General features: G+C 63.4%; 19 protein-coding genes. 4 read left to right on the forward strand and 15 right to left on the reverse strand.

What is annotated here, in order from left to right:
* Nucleotides 1–77: 77 nt before the first annotated feature.
* On the forward strand, nt 78–1,007 hold the full coding sequence (locus ACQG11_RS23475) for an MlaD family protein (protein ID WP_016487833.1): 930 nt from the start codon (nt 78–80) through the stop codon (nt 1,005–1,007).
* A gap of 92 nt (nt 1,008–1,099) precedes the next feature.
* On the forward strand, nt 1,100–1,705 hold the full coding sequence (locus ACQG11_RS23480; protein WP_223231737.1) for an ABC-type transport auxiliary lipoprotein family protein: 606 nt from the start codon (nt 1,100–1,102) through the stop codon (nt 1,703–1,705).
* 75 nt (nt 1,706–1,780) lie between these two features.
* Here the strand turns inward: ACQG11_RS23480 and ACQG11_RS23485 are convergent, their stop codons facing one another.
* The 9 genes from ACQG11_RS23485 to ACQG11_RS23525 form a co-directional block, all read right to left on the reverse strand.
* Nucleotides 1,781–3,775 (reverse strand): relaxase/mobilization nuclease and DUF3363 domain-containing protein, encoded by a 1,995-nt coding sequence (locus ACQG11_RS23485; protein ID WP_016487835.1) that lies wholly within the window; start codon nt 3,773–3,775, stop codon nt 1,781–1,783.
* Nucleotides 3,776–4,223: 448 nt separating this feature from the next.
* Nucleotides 4,224–4,811: a S26 family signal peptidase gene (locus ACQG11_RS23490; protein ID WP_006379345.1), complete on the reverse strand. Its 588-nt coding sequence runs from the start codon at nt 4,809–4,811 to the stop codon at nt 4,224–4,226.
* Entirely contained in the window at nt 4,808–5,365 is a 558-nt protein-coding gene (locus tag ACQG11_RS23495) for a DUF2840 domain-containing protein (protein ID WP_006379346.1), read from the reverse strand. Before ACQG11_RS23495 ends, ACQG11_RS23490 begins: the two co-directional genes overlap by 4 nt.
* Entirely contained in the window at nt 5,362–5,625 is a 264-nt protein-coding gene (locus ACQG11_RS23500; protein ID WP_426728910.1) for a chromosome partitioning protein ParB, read from the reverse strand. Before ACQG11_RS23500 ends, ACQG11_RS23495 begins: the two co-directional genes overlap by 4 nt.
* Nucleotides 5,622–6,260 (reverse strand): ParA family partition ATPase, encoded by a 639-nt coding sequence (gene parA, locus ACQG11_RS23505; RefSeq protein ID WP_003092312.1) that lies wholly within the window; start codon nt 6,258–6,260, stop codon nt 5,622–5,624. Before parA ends, ACQG11_RS23500 begins: the two co-directional genes overlap by 4 nt.
* A gap of 241 nt (nt 6,261–6,501) precedes the next feature.
* On the reverse strand, nt 6,502–7,323 hold the full coding sequence (locus ACQG11_RS23510) for a replication initiator protein A (RefSeq protein ID WP_022580213.1): 822 nt from the start codon (nt 7,321–7,323) through the stop codon (nt 6,502–6,504).
* A gap of 50 nt (nt 7,324–7,373) precedes the next feature.
* On the reverse strand, nt 7,374–7,658 hold the full coding sequence (locus ACQG11_RS23515; RefSeq protein ID WP_001247107.1) for a helix-turn-helix transcriptional regulator: 285 nt from the start codon (nt 7,656–7,658) through the stop codon (nt 7,374–7,376).
* Nucleotides 7,659–7,769: 111 nt separating this feature from the next.
* A complete protein-coding gene (locus ACQG11_RS23520; protein WP_006379424.1) occupies nt 7,770–8,540 on the reverse strand; it encodes a DUF2285 domain-containing protein in 771 nt (256 codons plus the stop codon).
* A 342-nt stretch (nt 8,541–8,882) separates the two neighbouring features.
* On the reverse strand, nt 8,883–9,230 hold the full coding sequence (locus tag ACQG11_RS23525) for a DUF2958 domain-containing protein (protein WP_016487838.1): 348 nt from the start codon (nt 9,228–9,230) through the stop codon (nt 8,883–8,885).
* Nucleotides 9,231–9,517: 287 nt separating this feature from the next.
* On the opposite strand from ACQG11_RS23525, the gene ACQG11_RS23530 reads away from it, so the two are divergent.
* A complete protein-coding gene (locus tag ACQG11_RS23530; RefSeq protein ID WP_006379425.1) occupies nt 9,518–9,811 on the forward strand; it encodes a helix-turn-helix domain-containing protein in 294 nt (97 codons plus the stop codon).
* Nucleotides 9,812–9,943: 132 nt separating this feature from the next.
* Here the strand turns inward: ACQG11_RS23530 and ACQG11_RS23535 are convergent, their stop codons facing one another.
* From ACQG11_RS23535 to ACQG11_RS23555, 5 genes are all read right to left on the reverse strand, one after another.
* The gene (locus ACQG11_RS23535; RefSeq protein WP_001641504.1) at nt 9,944–10,084 is read right to left on the reverse strand and encodes a hypothetical protein; all 141 of its coding nucleotides are present in this window, start codon (nt 10,082–10,084) and stop codon (nt 9,944–9,946) included.
* Nucleotides 10,085–10,123: 39 nt separating this feature from the next.
* Complete coding sequence (locus tag ACQG11_RS23540; RefSeq protein ID WP_001273857.1) at nt 10,124–10,438, reverse strand: DUF736 domain-containing protein; 315 nt, start codon at nt 10,436–10,438, stop codon at nt 10,124–10,126.
* A gap of 770 nt (nt 10,439–11,208) precedes the next feature.
* Entirely contained in the window at nt 11,209–11,418 is a 210-nt protein-coding gene (locus ACQG11_RS23545) for a hypothetical protein (protein ID WP_016487839.1), read from the reverse strand.
* Between the two features lie 61 nt (nt 11,419–11,479).
* Nucleotides 11,480–13,549: a ParB N-terminal domain-containing protein gene (locus ACQG11_RS23550; RefSeq protein ID WP_426728911.1), complete on the reverse strand. Its 2,070-nt coding sequence runs from the start codon at nt 13,547–13,549 to the stop codon at nt 11,480–11,482.
* Between the two features lie 80 nt (nt 13,550–13,629).
* Entirely contained in the window at nt 13,630–14,457 is an 828-nt protein-coding gene (locus ACQG11_RS23555; protein ID WP_003092327.1) for a DUF932 domain-containing protein, read from the reverse strand.
* 392 nt (nt 14,458–14,849) lie between these two features.
* On the opposite strand from ACQG11_RS23555, the gene ACQG11_RS23560 reads away from it, so the two are divergent.
* Nucleotides 14,850–17,306 (forward strand): ATP-binding protein, encoded by a 2,457-nt coding sequence (locus ACQG11_RS23560; RefSeq protein WP_016487840.1) that lies wholly within the window; start codon nt 14,850–14,852, stop codon nt 17,304–17,306.
* 66 nt (nt 17,307–17,372) lie between these two features.
* On the opposite strand, the gene radC is transcribed toward ACQG11_RS23560, so the two are convergent.
* Entirely contained in the window at nt 17,373–17,882 is a 510-nt protein-coding gene (radC, locus tag ACQG11_RS23565) for a RadC family protein (RefSeq protein WP_016487841.1), read from the reverse strand.
* Nucleotides 17,883–18,159: the final 277 nt, after the last annotated feature.

The raw sequence follows: 18,159 nt of genomic DNA on the forward strand, positions 1-18,159 counted from the left end.
TGCATCATTCTTCCGTCGCGCACGCATTGGGCTGGGCGCACGCAATATTTACACTCTGAAAACGAGGTGGTCTGATCATGGAGCCACGTGCCCATCATGTATTCATTGGTCTGTTCGTCGTGCTGCTCGGTGCGATTGGTATCGGCTTCGCGCTCTGGCTCAGCGACACACGTTCCGACCACGATTACCAGTATTACCGGATCATGTTCGATGAGCCAGTGACCGGGCTTACGCCCGGCAGCCAGGTTCAGTACAGCGGAATCACGATTGGCGAAGTCGTTGCACTTTCTCTTTCGCCGCCTGACCCAAGGCGGGCGATAGCGCGCGTGCGTATCAATGCCACCATCCCGGTCCGGCAGGATACCCGCGCTGAATTGGTCATCACGGGAATTACCGGCAACGCGGTGATCGAGTTGAGCGACGGTGGGCCAAACGTGCCATTGCTGGATCGGAAAGAGGACGAGGAACCGTTGATCCTCGCGCCACGTTCGGCGATGGCATCCCTGGTCTCCGGCGAGGGTAACAGCATGACGACACTCAACGGCATCTTGCTGCGCACGCAGGAGTTACTGTCGAAGGAGAATTTGGCTCTTGTGCACCGCAGTCTAGTGAATCTCGAACAGACTACGGGCGCGGTCGCTGACCAGAGGGCCGAGATCGCGACGTTAATCAGCAATCTGACCGAAGCAAGCAGAGAATCGACAGCTGCCGTGCGCCAAGCAAATAGCACTCTTCGCGATGCCAACCTGCTACTAAATAACGATGGTAAGCAAATCATGGTGAACACGCGTGATGCAACGGCATCCCTCGAACGCGCCGCTTTCAGGGTTGAGACGCTACTGCAAAACAATCAGGAATCGCTGAACCAAGGCATGGCCGCCACAGGCCCTGCCATGCACGAACTCCAGCAGGCGCTGGCCAATCTAAACACCGTGCTGCGCCGACTGGATCGCAATCCGGCGCAATACCTGCTCGGTGGAGAGAACATTGAGGAAACCAAGCCGTGAACACTTCCGCCAGGATGATTCCCGTCGCTGCCGCGACTATGACGCTAGTACTCGGCTTGTCCGCGTGCAGTGTGCTTCCCAAAACAGCTCCAATGGTCACCTACAAACTGCCCGACTATCACATCGCCCAGGCGGAGAGTACGCCACGCGCCGTTCCTGGACCTGGGGCGCTGCGCGTCTACGCCCCTGAGAGTAGTCGCGTCCTGGATTCGGAGCGGCTTTTCATTGCGCAGCCCGATGGTCGCTTGTCGGCTTGGCAAGGAGTGCGTTGGGCCGACCCCGCACCGGTGCTGCTACGCGACCGAATCGTCGAAGCCTTCATGCGCGATGGGCGGTCGACTTCGGTGATTACCGATAGCACGCCAATGAGCGCCGATATGGAGTTGCGCAGTACGCTACGGGCGTTCCAGCTCGAATACCGCGGCACTGAAGCGATCGCCGCGGTTCGGGTTCGGCTCGATGTGCAACTGGTCGATCCGGCCAAACGGACTGCTATTGCCAGTAGACGCTTCGAAGCAATCCAAGCTACAGGCAGCAAGCGAGAGGCAGATGTGGTGAGCGCGTTCGGTGTCGCGACGGACGTGTTGGCCGGGCAGATCGTTGAATGGGCAGTTCAGGTCGGGGCAGCGCGTTTGCGAGTTGCACCGGAATCGGCAAGCAACCATGCACCCACAGCGTCGGCGATAAGCACAGACTAGTCGCCTTAACGGAGCACAGAAGCTAGGGCCAGAACGCTGCTCGACACCTTAACTCGGTACGACAGCCTACGGCCCCTATCCAATCCCAGGACCTCGTTGCCGTCCAACCTCCCATGACACACCGCCGCCGCGTACAGTCGCGGCGATCTGCTGCCCCAGTCGTGGCTCGATTATCGGCCGCCAAGGCACCAGACTGAACCCCATGCCGTCATCGAGCAGCGCATAGCGACCGCTGGCGAGAATGACCGAGCGCCGGTAGATGCCGGCTACGCGCTGCCCGTCTGTGACGTGCCGATGCTCCAACCCACTATCGGCGGCAATGTGCTGGGCGGCCTGCGCCAGCTCCCGATTGCGCAGCGTTTCCAGCAGATTCCGGGAGAGAATCACCCGCTGCCCACGCCGCTGGGCCAGCCCCTGTTCTTCGAGGAAGTCGGCGCGCTGCTGCAAGGCTTGCTTGGCATCGCCACCAAAGCCCAGGTCGCCCAATCCCCGGCCGCCGCCGATCAGTTGCTGGTCGAGCCAGGTGGCGCCGATCACGCGGGCCTGCCGCTCGATCGGCAGGTGAGATTTCAGGTCCACGGCCACGCCGCCCAGTCGCTGCGCATCGTACTGGCGCCCACGCTCGGATAGGTCGTCCGGCACTTTCCATAGCCCTTCCGCCACGCGCTCCACGATGCCGGCCCGGCGCAGGGCTTCCAGCCGTCGGACGTGGGCCGCGACGACTTCCTGCGGGTCGCGGCCGGGCTTGGCTCGGCCTTGCTCGATCGCCAGGTGATGATCGGTACGGTACAGGCCATCGCTCGCCAGTGCGGCGATGTTCTTGTCCGCCGCCCGTACCTCGGCGGAACCACGCACCTCCACCACCGCGCCGGTGGGGTAGCTCGCCAGTTCGTCGCGGGCGTTCAAAGCGACGTAGTGGGCCTTGCCGTCCACGCCGTCGATGACCAGATAGCCGCGGTCGTGCAGCTCGTCGGCCAGCCCCTTGGCGGCCACGCGGCCGACGAGGGTACGGCCGTCGTCGGCCGGCTCGAATACCGCCAGCTCGCGCGGCTGGCCGCTCATGGCGCGCTGCATGGTGCGGATGATGTCGCCACGCTCGCCCAGGGCACGCAGGGTCTTCTCAGCGTCGGCATGGATGGCCCAGGTGCTGGGCTGCACCTCGTCGGCCAGGCCGAGCCGCTGCAAGCGTTGCAGCCGGCCGATCAGTAGCAGGCGCTGGCGTTGCAACGTCGGTTCGTTGAAGCGTTCGATCCGCACCCGGTCATCCTCGCCGACCTCGCGCTGCAACGTGCGGTCGAGGCTCGTCCACCGCTCTTGCTTCACCTCGCGCTGCCAGGTCTGCTGGATCTCCAGTTCGGTGCGCGGCCCCAGCCATTCCGTCGCCAGCTCGGCGGCGCGATGGCGGAAGCCGTGGGCGATGTAGTCGCCCGCGATGACGAGGTCTCTGCCGGTATCGTCGCGTCCGCGCACGATCAGGTGCGTGTGCGGGTTGTCGGTGTTCCAGTGATCGACCGCCACCCAATCCAGCCGCGTTCCCAGGTCGGCCTCCATGCGGTTCATCAGGTGCCGGGTGTAGGTGCGCAGGTCGTCCAGCTCGGCTCCGTCTTCCGGGGAAACAATGAAACGGAAATGGTGTCGGTCGTCCTGGCAGCGTTCCTTGAAGGCATCGAGGTCGGCATGGTCGGTCTGCGGCCCGTAGGCACGGCCCGGCTCGCCGTCCCGGCCGGCACCGTCGCGCTCGATGTAGCGCAGGTGCTTGGCGAGCGACTGCGGGCTGGCGTTGCGCTGGTTGACCAGCAGCGTCTTGACGGTCACGCGCCGTGACATGGGTGTCAGCTTTGCACCTGCGAAGCGCGCTGCCGTATGGCCGCGCCCAAGCCGTGAGCCGGGCCGCTGGCCCGCGTGCTGGCCGCTCCCGCCAGCGACAGGACGGCGCACCGCCGACTTGCCGCCGCTGGCTTTGCCAGCCCGCTTGAGCACCTTGGAAACGAAGCTCTGGCCCTGGCCTTTGCCTCGGTTCTTCGGCGCGCCAGGGCGCACCCGGAAATCGTCGTCGCGGCGGTCGGTCATGGCAGCGCCCCTGGCAAGCTCCGGCGTCTCCGGGCGTGCGAAGCACGCGGACATGCCTGCATTGGCGCGGGCCTCGCGCCCCACGCGGCACGGCGGCAAAGCCGCTCCGTGCCGCGCCACCCCCATGTGCAGACAGGCCTTCGACGCGGCCCGGTGCCGCGTCCTTTTGTCTTGCCTTCCGCCTTTGCCCCTCGCTCCCGCTCCGGGCATCGGCGGCCCGGCGGCGCTGCTGCACCAGCAGCCAGCCCGCCGGCGAACACGCCAATGGCCGCAGGCCAGGCGCGTTCGAGGCAAGACGCCTGCACGTTGGACGGCTGCGCCGAAGGCAGCGCGAAGTGCGGTGCGAATGCACCCGCACTGCACGTGCGATGACAAGGCGACGAACAGTAGAACGACATGCCCGATGGCACGATGAGAGGCGCGGCAAAGTGCAGCGAATCGGCGGCCATCATGGACGTGTCTCCAGCCAGATCGGATGCGCAACGCCGATCGCGGTGGATGCACTGACCGGCCCGAAATAGCGGCTGTCGAACGACGCTGGGTTGGTCACGCTCAAGAGGAACAGTTCGCCCGGTTCGAGACGGCGGCAAAGCTGCAAGGATGGCAGCGGTCGGCCCTGCCGGTCGGCAGGCAGGGCGGCGGCCACCGGCACGCCGTCGATGCGAACCTGGCCGGCGACGATGCAGACGTGTTGTGGCGCGACTGCGCCCACACGTTTGAGCAGCGGAACGCGGGTCGGTAGGTAACTGCGCTGCGCAGCCAGCATGGCGGCCCTGTCGGGCAGCGGCACCAGCACGATGCTGTCCACGGACAGCGGACGTGGCCGCGAGGCGGTGCGCGGGTCGAACGGTTCGATGCGATACCAACCGACCGCCACGCTGTCGGACGGGTTGTAGGCCATTCGCGGCAGGGGCTGCACGAACGCAGCCCAGGCCAGCGCAGCGAGGCCGACGGTGGCGAAGCCTGCCAGCACGAGGCGAGTGCGCAGGCGCGAGCGAGGATGCGGCACGGGGCCGGTCGTGGAAATCGTGGTCATGGCAATGCCCTCCCTGCCAGCCAGGCGGCGTGCCGTTCTGTGGTGTATGTGGGTAACGCCGAGCGCGCTGCGAGCCGGTTCGCGAGCGTGCGCCAGTACGCGGGCGATGTGTCTGCGGCTGCGATGCCCAGCGCCTCGATGTCGTCGATGCGTTCCAGCACGGCGCGAACGTTGGCATCGCCTTCGGCGTGCAACAGCAGACGCGCGCCCGGCTGCACGCCGGGGATGCGTTGCACGGCGTCCAGCGGCGTGGCGGTCTGCATCACCATGAGCTGCCAGCGGATCGTGCCGTAGTCGTTGGCCTGCCAACGGATGCGGCACAGAACCGCGTTCGGCAGGAACACGGCGCAGCGCCGCCAGCGGTCGAGCTGGAGCGTGCGCGCCGGTTCGCCGAAGCGCAGGTAGAGCTTGAAGCGGGGTTCGATGTAGGTCAGCGCCACGCGCGTCAGCGGCACGTTGCCGGCCTGGCCGGCGAGTGTCGAAGGCGCCGGCGGCGGTGCAGCCGTGGGCGCACTTGCTTTGGGGGTGTGGGCGGTCGAAGCGGATGCGTTCACGGCGTGCCCTCCGGGGGAAACTCCCGCTCCAGCAGGCTGCGCAGCAGTTCGGCTACGGTCACGCCTCGCGTGAAGGCCGACACCTTGATGCGCGCCCGCATGGCGGGCGTGATGTCAAGCGTCAGTCGAGCGGTGTAGAGGTCGCCTTTCTGCGAGGCATCTGCGTCGCCCTGGCGAATCCACGCTTCGGCGTGCGGATTCGCTGGGGGACGTACACCGATGCCGACGCGCTTGCTGCGTGGTGATGGCTTTCCAGTCATGTCGGCCACCGCAGCAGTTCGTCGGTGAGCGCGGCGATCTCGCGGGCAGCGGCGCTGTCGGGCGCGGTTTCGCGGGCGAGCCGGCCAGCGGCTACGCTGTCGGCAAAGACGATGCGCTGGTGGATCTCCGAGCGCAGCGCGGGCAGCGGCTGTTCGGCCAGCGATTGCCGTGCCTCCCTGCCGATGATGGTGGTGCTGACGCGCCGGTTGATGACGAAGGCCGCGCGTAGCGCTGGCCGGAACACCTGTGCTTCGCGGATCAGTGCGACCATCTCGGCAGAAGCCCATACGTCGTAGGGGCTGGGCTGCACGGGGATCAGCACGCGCTCGGCCGCCAGCAGCGCGGAGCGCGCGAGGGCGGCGATGCGCGGCGGGCCGTCGATGATGATGTGATCGGCCCGCCTGGCGAGTTCTGGCGCTTCCTGATGCAGCGTTTCGCGGGCAAGGCCCACGGCGCTGAACAGACGGGGCAGGCCCTGCTGGCTACGCCGCTGCGTCCAGTCGAGCGATGACCCCTGCGGGTCGGCATCCAGCAGGATGACATGCAGGCCGCGCATCGCCAGTTCGCCGGCGATGTGCGTGGCGAGCGTGGTCTTGCCGACGCCGCCTTTCTGGTTGAGAAACGCGAAGATCATGGCGCGGCCCTCCGAGCTGGAAAGCCGGCCTGGGCGTGCCATTTCGTGGTTGTCCACCGAAACGGCGCGCTTCTACTAAAAGTTATGTATTTCTTGTTAGGTAAGTTAGAGGGAACGCAAACCCGCGCCGTTGTTGGCTTTCCGGCGTTTTCGTACTCCTGATAGCACGAGGGTCGTACTCCTGATAGCACGATACCCGGTACTCCTGATAGCACGAGGCCGTCCACAGGTTCTCCCGCAGTTATCCCCGTGCCGCGTGCGGCACGGGCCGGAAGGTCAGCAGCTCGGTGTTGTCGTCCGGCATCCGCTCGATGCCGAGGACGTAGCCGGGCAACGACTGCCGCGCCACCAGGGCGCGCACGTCGTAGGCGAAGTCCGAGAAGCGGGCCGCGCTGCCGGATTTGCGGTACAGGTGTCGGAAGTCGAATTGCCAGCCGTGCTCCTGCCGCCCGCCATGCTTGCGCACCAGGCGGTACAGCCAGCGTTCGATACCGCCTTTCAAGCGGAAATAGGCCGGGTCGATGGTCAGCACCAGGGCGGCGTCGAGCACGCCGGCATAGAACCAGTCCGGCAAGATCAGCTCGATGCCCAGCGGGGTGCCGCTGGCGTCGGCGAGTTCCTTCCACTCGTTGATCCACGAGAAGCGATGCAAGCGCCTTCCCGTGGTTTCGCGGATGGACGTGGCCACCGTGGTCGATTGCAGCCGGTCGAGGGCGGCCTTCAGGCGCTGGTAGTCGTTGAGGGACGTGCCGCGCCCGATGAAGCGCAAAATCTCGTAAGGCGTGGCGCGTATCCAGCGCGACGGGCGCAGGCCCGCGTCGCGCGCCTCCACGATCTGCGAGGCGGCCCATATCAGCACGTCGGCATCCCATATCGTTGCGATGCCGTGCTCCTGCGTGCCTTCCACGCGAATGGTGACGTTCCCGCTGCGGAAGTCGATCGGCGCCGTGCGCCGCGACTTGGCAAGCGAGAAGAACGGAAAGGCCATCAAGTCCTGGGAATCGCGTGGCGCCATGTCGCCCGGCAGCGCTCGGAACAGATCGAGCTGTTCGCGCTGCGGCAAGGCTTGCCCTGGCGGGCTGGACATGGCGAAGGCCACCCACGCGCCGACGATCAGCGGCCATCACGGTAGTCGCCCGCGTGGCGCTCGGCGTATTCGGGATCGGACGTGGCCTCGTAGCTGCGCTGGTCGGCCCAGGCATCGAGGTCGGACACCGCGTACATGACGCGGCGGCCGAACTTGCGGAACTTGGGGCCGCCGCCGATCACCCGCTGCTTCTCCAGCGTGCGCGGCGACAGCCGCAGGTAGTCGGCGGCTTCGTCGTTTGTCAGGTAGCGTTGAGGCTGCGAGGTCGCAGTGACGGCAGCGGCGGCAGGCCGCGAGGGAGCAGGTCGCATGGGATGTACCTCCATCAAGCCCGGCCACACCACGCGGCCGGATAGAGGCACTCTCAAGAAAGCAAGGCTTCTTGCTAAGGGACGATTCGCACGGGTCGAGAAACGTCCCCCCTAATGCGACGGGAACATTGGAAGCTGCGCTAGTCGGCGGTAGCCGCCGTGCATCAGCTCATCGCCGCGGCGTACCAGCCGCCGCACGCGGGCACGCAATGCACTGTCTTTGTGCCAGTCGGCCGCGACGGCATCCGCGCCGAACAGACCTTCGGCCACTTCGCGCAAAGAGGCTCCCGCGAGGGTCGCGTCGAGCGCTTGCAAGGTATGCAGTTCCAGCAGCGCGGCGGGCGTGGGGCGAGAGCGGGCTGTTGCCACAGGCGCGGCCACGGTTGCGGCAGATAGCGCATCCAGCTTCGCAGCGAGCGTGCGGTAGCGCGCACAGGGCGTGGCGCAGGCGCGTGTGGCGTAGAGATAGGCCGAGCCATCTTCTAGGTCGGGTGCGAGTGCGAGCCGAACGCAGCAGCCTGGCCAATGCGATACAAGCACCAGGCGCTTGCCGTCGTGGGTCAGTTGCTTGCGCCCAGGAATGCGCCAGAACTCGAAGGTATGCGCATCGGGTGGTGGGTCGGCGTCGGGGTATAGCTGCACCACGCCGTCGTGATCGGGGAACCAAGCAGGATGTGCATCGCGCGCATCCAGGCCGGGATCTTCCAGCAGGCGCAGGCCCCAGGCCTGCGCCGCATCTGGCTTGCGACGCCGGCGTAGCCAGTCGCGCCGGTAGCTTGCATTCCTGCGCAAATACTCCCAAGCCAGCGCTGGGCCATCGAGGTGCAGCGTGTAGAGATACGCGGCCGTGGGATACCAGTGTTGGCTGCTGCGGTCAGTCATGGCGAAACCTCCCTGTTTCTGGGAACGTCGCCACAATTCCGCTGTGCGGGAGCTATCGAATCGCCATCAAGTGGTCATCAAACTCGGGTTACGCTTTAACTGCTGGTGTCAAGACAGATTCGCTCCAGTGCATTGCCGAAATCGTCTAAATGCGACGACTGCACCGCCCGGAAATGGGGTGCAGCATTGAACACCGTGCCGAATCTCGCGCCTGGCATCATGACTGTTTTGGTCAGGAGCGCACCACCCTGGTGCAAGCATGCGGATCAAGACTTGCCAGGTCTTGGCTAAGACCGAAATAGTCACAATGCGATACTTTTTGCCTGGTCGCGCTGGAATGCGTCAATCGGTGATCGAACCGTTTTCCTGAGCCAGTCGAACGTATTCCGACAGCGGCCGCGTCGGCTGGAAGTACCGATCTCGTATCACGGGCTGCTTGAGCGGCCCGACGATGGACGCCAGATCGGACAGCTTCACCGTCGCCAGGGCAGGCATCCCGATCCCGAGGTCGATCAGGCCGTAGGCCGTATCGCCATCGGTCGGATCGAGCGCGGCCAATAGCCAGGTCGCATGTGCGTCCGGTGTGAACAGGCGCACCACGGGCAGCGGGTCACATTCCTGGCCTGCGGCGCGGGTGAGGCCGTGGGCCAGTAGGTGCACCCGGTCTTCCTCGGTGACAAGCGTGGTCAAGGCCGCGCCCCTTCCACGAACACACGCAATCGCCGAGGCGCATCTGTGCCTGCGGACGGATGCACGTATGCGCAAGCGCACGAAGCCGCAAAAGCGGAGAGGCACGAAGGCGTATTGGTGGAAGTCAGGAAAGACACGGACGCGGTTCCCTGGGTCTGAGGAAATCCGCAGATGCGGATCTCCGTAAAAGCACGGAAAAGGAAAACATCACCACCAAATGAACACTATAGATTGTAGTCCTATAGGGCGCAATGGGCTGTCATCTTGGTTTTTTGGGGAAACCATAGGTGGCAGCGAAGAACTCATTGGCAGCGGCGATTCGGACGGTAAGGAAGGCGCGTGGTTTGAGCCAGGAAGCGTTCTCCAACGTGTCCAGTCGCACCTACATGAGCACGCTGGAGCGCGACCTGAAAAGCCCAACCATCCAGAAGCTGGCCGATCTGTGCGAGGTCATGGAAGTGCATCCGCTCACGCTGCTCACATTGGCTTATGCCGGTGACAGCACCCGCGAAGCTGATGAATTGCTGGCACAGGTGCGCCAGGAACTCAGGGCGATATTGGAAGAGCCCGACACGCCGTAGCGCGTTGGCGTGTGGTACTGAATTGCAGCAAGCGGAGCGCGCAGCGCCGCAGGCGCGAAGGCGTGAGGGATTGAAGCCGGATGGCCGTGACGGCTTGCCGGCACGGGGCGAAGCCCGAAAGCCCGGCGGCGCTTACAGCGCCGACACGCCACACACCGCTCGTTGACACGGATTGCGAGCCACAAGGCACGCATGCAGGCCCGCGGTGACGGGCGTATCCAGCACGCGGCAGCAGCAGAAATCCTGCGCGTGCGGTGCTGCGATCAGCAGCATCGCGCCCCGCCGCAGTGGGCGGGACGCGGTAAGCGGCTGTCAGGCCGCCTTCGGCTTGTTGCGCGACCAGATCAGGTCGTGCGTGCCGTCCTCGTTCTCGATCAGGCGGGCATAGACCGTCGCCGGGAACGAAGGGTCGTCGATGGATACGGACAGGTATTCCCGCCCGGCCTCGCTGGTCTTCTTCCACGCTGCGCCGACTTCGTGGCCAGCCGCTTGCAGGTGGAAGTCGGGGGCGTTCTCGGTGTCGCCCTTGTCGTTGGGAACCAGCTTGACCTTGACGTTGAGCGTCAGGGTGCGAAGCGTGCCGGTGAAGCCGTCTTTCTCTGCGGTGAAGGTGCCGATGTTAGCCATGATGTTTCTCCTTTCGGGTTGAACAAGGTCGCGCCAGTGCGTCCTTGTTGTGATCCGGCCGGCGGGGGATGGGCTGGTCGCACCGCGCAGCGGTCGCAACAACGTGGAGAACCTGGAAGCGAAAAGAATTTGTCCCGCGAGGAATGCGCGCAGCGCAGGGGAAATTGTTTTCGCTGCAAGGTTGCGGCCATGAAGCCCAAGGCGCAGCCGCGCCACCGCCAGGATTCACAACAAGACAAGGACGCACAGGCCGCCCGCTCCCGAATGGAGACGTGGCCAACTCGGCATCCCCGCGTGACGGCTGCACCGGCTTGCGCCCTGACGCGGGCCAGGTCAATGCCCCGACGACAAGGCCAGAGCGCCCCTGCCGCAGCTCACGGCCACATACTGAGGCGTGGTGTGGAAGCTCCATAGAAGCGAGGCTGGGCGGCGTGTCGGTGAACCGTCTTTCGTGACGTACAGACAACGAACCGCCAGCGTCGGGGACGGCACGCTTTCGTGCAACCTGCCGCAGCAAGCCGGGGCGTAGCCACACCAGCCCCGCCCATTGCGGCGGGGCTCGGTCGAATCGTTGGCGGCGCGATGCGCCGCCACACTTGCTGGCTTCGTGGATTTCGCGCACGAGCGCCCTTGTGCGTGGCCCCATCGCCGCCGACCGAAGGCGGCGATGGGGCTTTTTTTTAGCAGTGAAACCGGGCGCGGCCACCGCCGCGCCCGGAGTTTTCGACCACCGGCCCCAAGGCGGCACGGCTTGGGGCCGGTGCGGCTCGTTATTTCTTGGTTTCGATGATCCACCACACGGCGCGCGGCAAGGCGCGGCCCGTGAGGGGATGCAGATCGGTCAGGTCGGCGCGGGCCGTCCAGCCACGCGGCGGACGGTAGCCGCGCACGTCGCCGTCGCCGTGCCAGCGGCGGGCGCGCACCGTGCCGGAGGCATAGGTCGCAGCCATACGGGGGCGGTTTGCGGGTTGGTGGGTCATGGCAGGCATCCTCAATATGAAGCGCCCCGGCCGGAACCGGGGCGCTATCTACGGTGCGAAGTCACGCGGCCAAAGCCTCGGCCTGCGGCTGGACATCCGCCACGGCGGCCGCTTCTTCCTGTGCTTCGGCTTCGCCATCCGCCGGCGCGTCCTGCCCGGCCTGCTGCGGGCCTTCGGTGCGGAAGATGGCGGGCATCCAGCCGGTGCCAGCGGCGAGCCGTTCGGCTTCGCTGGCAATGTCGCCCTTCTTCAACTTCGCCAGTCGGGTGACGTGCGAGGGCGCGAACCCGCCAACGGCTTCCAGAATCGCGGCCTTCGGCACATGCCGGAAGTAACCCTCATTGGTGGGCTGCCACCACGCGGCCATATCCAGCCCCACGGCCTGCGCCAGTTCCGCGCCGGGCTGGTGCGGCGTGGCGCGAGGCGTCACCACGTCCACCGTGGAAGCTAAGCACACGGCCAGCAGCCGCACCAGTTCATCCTGTGATTTCGCCAGCAGCGCGGCGAACAGTTCGGCGCTGTCCTCCGGCAAGGTTTCGCCTGCCACCTGTTGCAGTTCGCGCAGCGCCACGGCGGCGGGTGATTCCGGCCAGTCCGGGGCCATGCCTTCCAGCCGGTCTTGCACCGTGAGGCGCACGCCCAGCGGCAGGTCGTGGCCGTAGTGGCTTTCCTGCAAGACGGTCTGCACCATGCCATGCACCACGGCGGCCAGCGCGGCTTGCGGATGCCGGGCCACTTCGATTTGCAGCGCGGCGGTACGGTGCGCGCTCAACCGCTGCGCCAGTCGGTCGGACATGGTGGCGGTCTTGGGCTGCTCGTCGTCCTCGCCTTCGTCCTCGTTTGCGGCTTCGCCTTCGCTGCCGAAACCCTGCCGCAGTCGTTCCAGCGTGCGCAGCGCCTTGGCTTCGGCTTCGCGCAGCAGCCCGCGATGAATCGCGGCCTGCCCGTCGCGGTCGATGGTGACGATGGCACCGGCTGCGGCCTTCACATTGGCCGCATAGTCCAGCAAGCCTTCTTCCAGCGCCTGCAACTGCTCGCCCAGGCGTTCGCCTTCTTCCTGCAAGGCATCGGCCTTTTCTTCGTCTTCGTCGTCCAGCGCGGCATCCACGGCTTCGGCCAGTTCGTGCAGCTTGGTTTGCAGCTTCTCGATGCGCTGCGCGTCGCGCTTGTTCGGACTGCGGCGTTCCCTTGGCGCACGCTGGAAGGCTTGCAGATCGGCATGGGTCATGCCCGGCGTGGCATCCACCCACGCCCAGCCCTCGGCCTGCACCTTGGCGGCGATACCTGCCAGCTTGTCCTGCGCCAGCCGTTCCAGCAGTGCGGCATCGGTCAGATACACGCCTTTGTCGCCCTCCGCGAACAGGTCGCGGCGGATGCCACCGCCTTCCTGCTCGTAGCCGTCCAGCCCGACAAAGCGCACCAGCGGATGCCGGTAGGCGTCGATTTCGCGTTCGGTCAGACGGTCGCGCAGGTTGTGCGGGCTGCGCTGCCATGTCGGCGCATCGTAGAACGCGGCTTCCTGCGCGGCGTGGTCGTCGGTGATGGCAAGGGCCATCAACTGGTCAAGGCTCACGGCCTCGGCGCGATAGTCGGCCAGCAGGCGCGGCGAGACGTTGGCGAGTTTCAAGCGGCGCTGCACCACCAGCGGCGTGACGGAAAAATTCGCTGCGATATCCTCGATGCTGCGGCCTTCGGCCACCAGCGCGGCGAACGCCTCGAACTGGTCGGCGGGGTGCATGGCTTCGCGCTGCACGTTCTCGGTCAGGCTGGCCGTGCGTGCGGTGCCATCGGCCACCTGCAGGCAAGGCACCTCCCATTCCTTGCTGATGCGGTGCTTCTTCGCCAGCAGCTTCAACGCTGCGAGGCGACGGCCACCGGCCACGACTTCGTAATGCTCGCCGTCGGCGGCGGCAATCACGATGAGGTTTTGCAGCAGGCCGACACGCTGGATGCTGGCGGCGAGTTCGGGAATGGACATGCGCGGGGTCTTGCGCACGTTGCGGCCAGTGGGGCGCGACACCAGCCGCGACAGCGGAACCAGAATCAGGTTCTTGGTCGGGTCAGCGGCTTCCAGCGGGATAGCGGCGGCGGTGTTGATGGCGCGGGCTTCGGTTTGGGTAACGGCGTTCATGGTGATAACTCCTATCGGTTCAGGAATGCAGCAGCGAAGAAAGCGACAAGGGCTGCTGCCTGCCCCTGCCGCGTGGGGATTCAGGCTTTCAACTGGCGCATGCCATCGGCCAGCAGCCAGAGGGCGCGATTCAGTCGGATGTTTTGGTCGATGCCCTGCACCGGGCGGGTTTGCTGTCGGCGCCCGTTGGCGCTGCGGCCACGCAGCCCGCCTTGGGTCAGGTTTTCTTGGGTGCGGTTGAACACGCTCCACAGGTCGGGGCGGCGGTCGTCGAAGCGGCGCGGCATCAGGATTTGCGATTCCGTGATGGGCGCGGGCTTGTCGGGGTCGTCGTACTTGAGGGCGAGCGCGGCGCGGGCGAACACTTCGGATTCGCCATCGTCCAAGGTGATGCCGCGCATGGCATCGCGCGATTCCTTCACCCGATCGAAACCGCTCAAGACTTCGTAAGCGCCCTCAATGACCAGACCGGCCACGTCGCCTTTATGGGGCACTCGCACATCGGCCACGGTGTTGCCGCAAACAAGGCCATTGCTGCACACGAACCGGAACATTCCGGCCAGCATCTGATAGCTGCTGGTGCCGTCGTGCGAGTTCAGCAGCACGATTTCGTTGGCCTCCGCGCCGTTGATCTGGCTGGCATGGCGCAAGCGAATCATGTGTTTGGTGTGCTCGCGCTTGCCTTCGTCGCGCACGCGGGTTTGCGTCACCATGAAAGGCTGGAAGCCTTCTTTGCGAAGCTCGGTCAGCACGGCGGCGGTGGGGATATAGGCGTACCGCTGCGAACGGCTCTCGTGCGGGGCATCCGCGAAGATGGACGGGGCCACGCGGTGAATCTGGTCGTCGGACAGCGGGTAATCGCTGCGCAGCGAGGGGGAGCGGAAAGCGAAACGGGATGCGAGTTGCATGGTCTTTCTCCTGACAAAAGAGGTTTGCTGTTCACACCGCACACCGGATTTCTAGATTCGGAGCCCAGCCTTTCGGCTGTTTGGTGCGGTCGGCACGAGGAACCCGGTTGGCCCTGTTGCCACCGTCTTTCCTGAGTTCATCGCCCGCGGCCAAAGGAGCGCGCGGACGGGGGCCGTCAAGGAGCCAAGCGCAGGGTGGGTGCGGCCCGCAGGCGCAGCCGAGGACACGGCCCTGCGCGCCTTGACGGCACACGGGCGCGGGCTACGGTCGCGGGTAAGGTGATGAAGTCAGGGGAGACGGCTGGACAAGGCAACGGCCATCCCTTTGTGCTGACCGCACGCAAGCGAAGCGCGCAGGCCCGAAGCTGGAAGCCGGGCCGTAGGCGTCAGCGATGCGGAAGGCTGGCGAAGCCAGTCCCGCCAGGGATGAGCGACTAGCGAACCTGGAGCAGCGCGATCCGCGAAGCGGAGACGCAAGAGGACTCTTCGTTTACCATTTGTTTCGCAAGCTAATGATGGGAAAGCAAGAACACGGAGATCTAGAGATGATTGTCTGCATCAACCGCCTCAAACAGTTCGGAATCTTCAGCGACTTCAATGGAACGAAGATCCAAAAGTTCGGCCGGTACAACCTGGTCTATGGTTGGAATGGAACAGGCAAGTCAACGTTATCGAATCTATTCTCTTGCTTTGAGCTTCGCTCGATGGTTCCCCGCTTCAGCACGGGCCAATTTTCAGTAGTTCTGGAGGATGGCTCAACGATCACGGAATCCACACTCCACTCATCCCAATTGAATATTCATGTTTTCAATCAACGCTTCGTGCATGAGAACATTGATTGGGACAAATCCGTAAAGAGCATCCTTCTTATTGCGAAAGAGAAGATTGATGACTTGCAGAAGCTGGAGAAGCTGAAGAGCGAGCTTCAGTCGAAAAAGAAGGCTCACGACGACAAGCAAAGCGATATCAAGAAGCAGCGTGAGGCATTAGAGAAGTTCCTGACCAATGCTGCCAAGAAAATGAAGCTTGGACTTCAGGCGATTGATACGAGCGACAGTTATTACTTGAATTACGACCGCCGCAAGCTCTCCAACTTCATACAGAATAACGGCGAGACAATTATCAAGGCGGAGTCGGTTCTTCCAGATGAGAGGGTTATCGACCTTACGAATGCCGCCAAGCCAGATCAGCTTCCAAGCATTGCTTTCGCCTCAACGGCCATTGAGCCGGACTACTTTAAGAAAGCGGCGGGCCGCATCAGAGATTTGATTGGGACTACGGCGGTCAATCAAGCAATCCAGCGGCTTACCGATAACCCGGACATCCGCGAATGGGTTCAAGCAGGCTTGGAAATCCATAAAAACCACGACTCGCAATCCTGCGAGTTCTGCGGCTCTCCGTTCGCCCAGCTTCGTGCCGAGGCGCTTGCTGCCCACTTCAGCAAGGAGTTCACGGAGTTTCAGAGCCGACTTCAGAATGCGGCGACATGGATTGAATCTCAAGGCGCTCCAGCTAATCAGTTTCCCGCATCGACCGAGTTTTATAAAGAACTATCGGCCGAGGCAGAAAAGCTTCAAAAGGACTACGCAACTGCTGCTGAAAAGATCGACCAGCAAATGGACGCCTGGCGGGAAGCCCTGAAGGCCAAGATCACAGACCCTGGGAAGACAGACATTCAGATCTCGGATGTGGTTGAAGACGATGTCACCAATTTCAATGACATCCTGAAGTCGATTGTTGCTCTCGTTGGAAAGCACAACAATAAGACTTCAAATTTCAAATCTGAGACCTCAAAAAGCAAGGTGGCACTGGAGCTTCACTTTGCTGCGGCTGAGGTGCAAGAGTTTGACTATGCTGGAAGTGAGAAGAAGTGCAATGACCTTGAGTCAGAAGCAAAGAACGACCATAAGGAAATTGAAAAAATTAGTCTAGAGGTCGGAGCCATAGAAGCGGCGCTCTCGAATGAAACGGTCGGGGCAAAGGAGTTCAATGACATCCTGCATCGCTTCATTGGCCGCTCTGAGCTTTGCCTGAACTTCAATCAGAAGAAGAAAGGCTATGAGATCATCAGAAACGGGGTTGGTGAGCACGATGGGAATTTGAGCGAAGGTGAGAAGACTGCGATTGCATTTGTCTATTTCATCACGAAGCTCAAAGAAAATGGAAATAACATCAAGGATACGATCGTCGTCGTTGACGATCCGGTCTCAAGCTTTGATTCTAATCACTTGTTTCACGCCTACTCGTTTTTGAGAACGCAATGCACTGAAGCCAAGCAACTTTTTGTGCTGACTCACAACTTCACTTACTTTAAGCTAGTGAGAGACTGGTTCACTGGCACCAATAGGAATCGAGTCAAAAAAGGCAACGCCGAGAATTGCTTCTTTTATCGCCTGGATGCGCCACCTGGCTCCCCTCGTCACTCCCTACTTGTGGATGCCGACGACTCACTCAAGAACTACGGTTCCGAGTACCACTATATCTTCAAGAAGCTTTACGAATATAGGGCGCACACGACACTCAATCGAGATGAGGCGTTCTTGACCGCCAACCTCGCCCGAAAGCTTGTTGAATCGTTTTTTACCTTCAAATATCCAAGGCGGCGAAGCGACATTAGTCAATTGATGGAGGCTGGCCTAAAAGATTGCACCATCACGACACCAGAGCTTAAAGAAAAAATCTACCGCTTTATCAATAAGTATTCACATAGCGACGTTATTGAGATAACAGAGGAATCCGCAGAAAACTTGGCAGGCGAAAGCCACAGCGTCATCGGGAACATCTTCCAGTGGCTGGAAGAGGTGGACAAGAAACATTACGACGAGATGATTCAGGTTGCGACGGCCTGAGCATCAGGCCGCGAGGGCCATAGCTATGCCACCAGGCGCAGCAAAAAGGGGCCGAAGCCCCTTGGGCTAGATCAGCCCATGCTCGGCGAACGATGCCGTTTCGTTGCCCGCAACGATGATGTGATCGAGCACGCGCACGTCCACCAGACCCAACGCTTCCTTGAGCCGCTGGGTCAGCGCCCGGTCAGCCGCGCTCGGCTCGGGGTTTCCGCTCGGATGGTTGTGCGAAACGACGACCGCCGCCGCATTGAGCCGCAGCGCCTCCTTGACCACTTCGCGCGGATACACCGACGCACCGTCAATAGTGCCGTGGAACATCTCCCTGTATTCGATCAGACGATGGCGCGTATCCATGAACAGCACTACGAACACCTCATGCTCGAAGCTGGCCAACTTTGTACGCAAGTATTCCTTGACCGCCGCCGGCGAAGTGAACTCTGCTCCGCGCTGCATTTTCCGGTCAATGACCTGGCGCGCAGCTTCCAGAATGTCGTCGGCCGATGCCGGTAGATAGCGCCCGTGCGCGTCGCGCACCAGCAGACAGGAATCGAACGAGGGAAAGGACAGTTGCGACATGATCGTGCTCCGGTTGCTCGGGCGGAATTGCCCGGAACCGGCGGCAGCACGGCGCAGCGCAAGCAGTCAGGGGTCGCAGACGGCCGCCAGGACGCAAGCGCGCATGGCGCGCGCCGCCCTTGACGGCGAGAACGCCGTGATACGGTGAAGGGAACAGCAAGACCGCCCACACCCGCCCACTGCACAGAGTCGATTTTTGGCAAGCGGAGCGCGCAGGCCCGGATCAACGAGCCGGGACGGAGGCGTCAGTGATGGAAGCCCGACAGGGGCGAGACTC

The organism is Enterobacter cloacae complex sp. 372C4 (genome assembly GCF_050030615.1).
GTDB lineage: Bacteria > Pseudomonadota > Gammaproteobacteria > Enterobacterales > Enterobacteriaceae > Enterobacter > Enterobacter intestinihominis.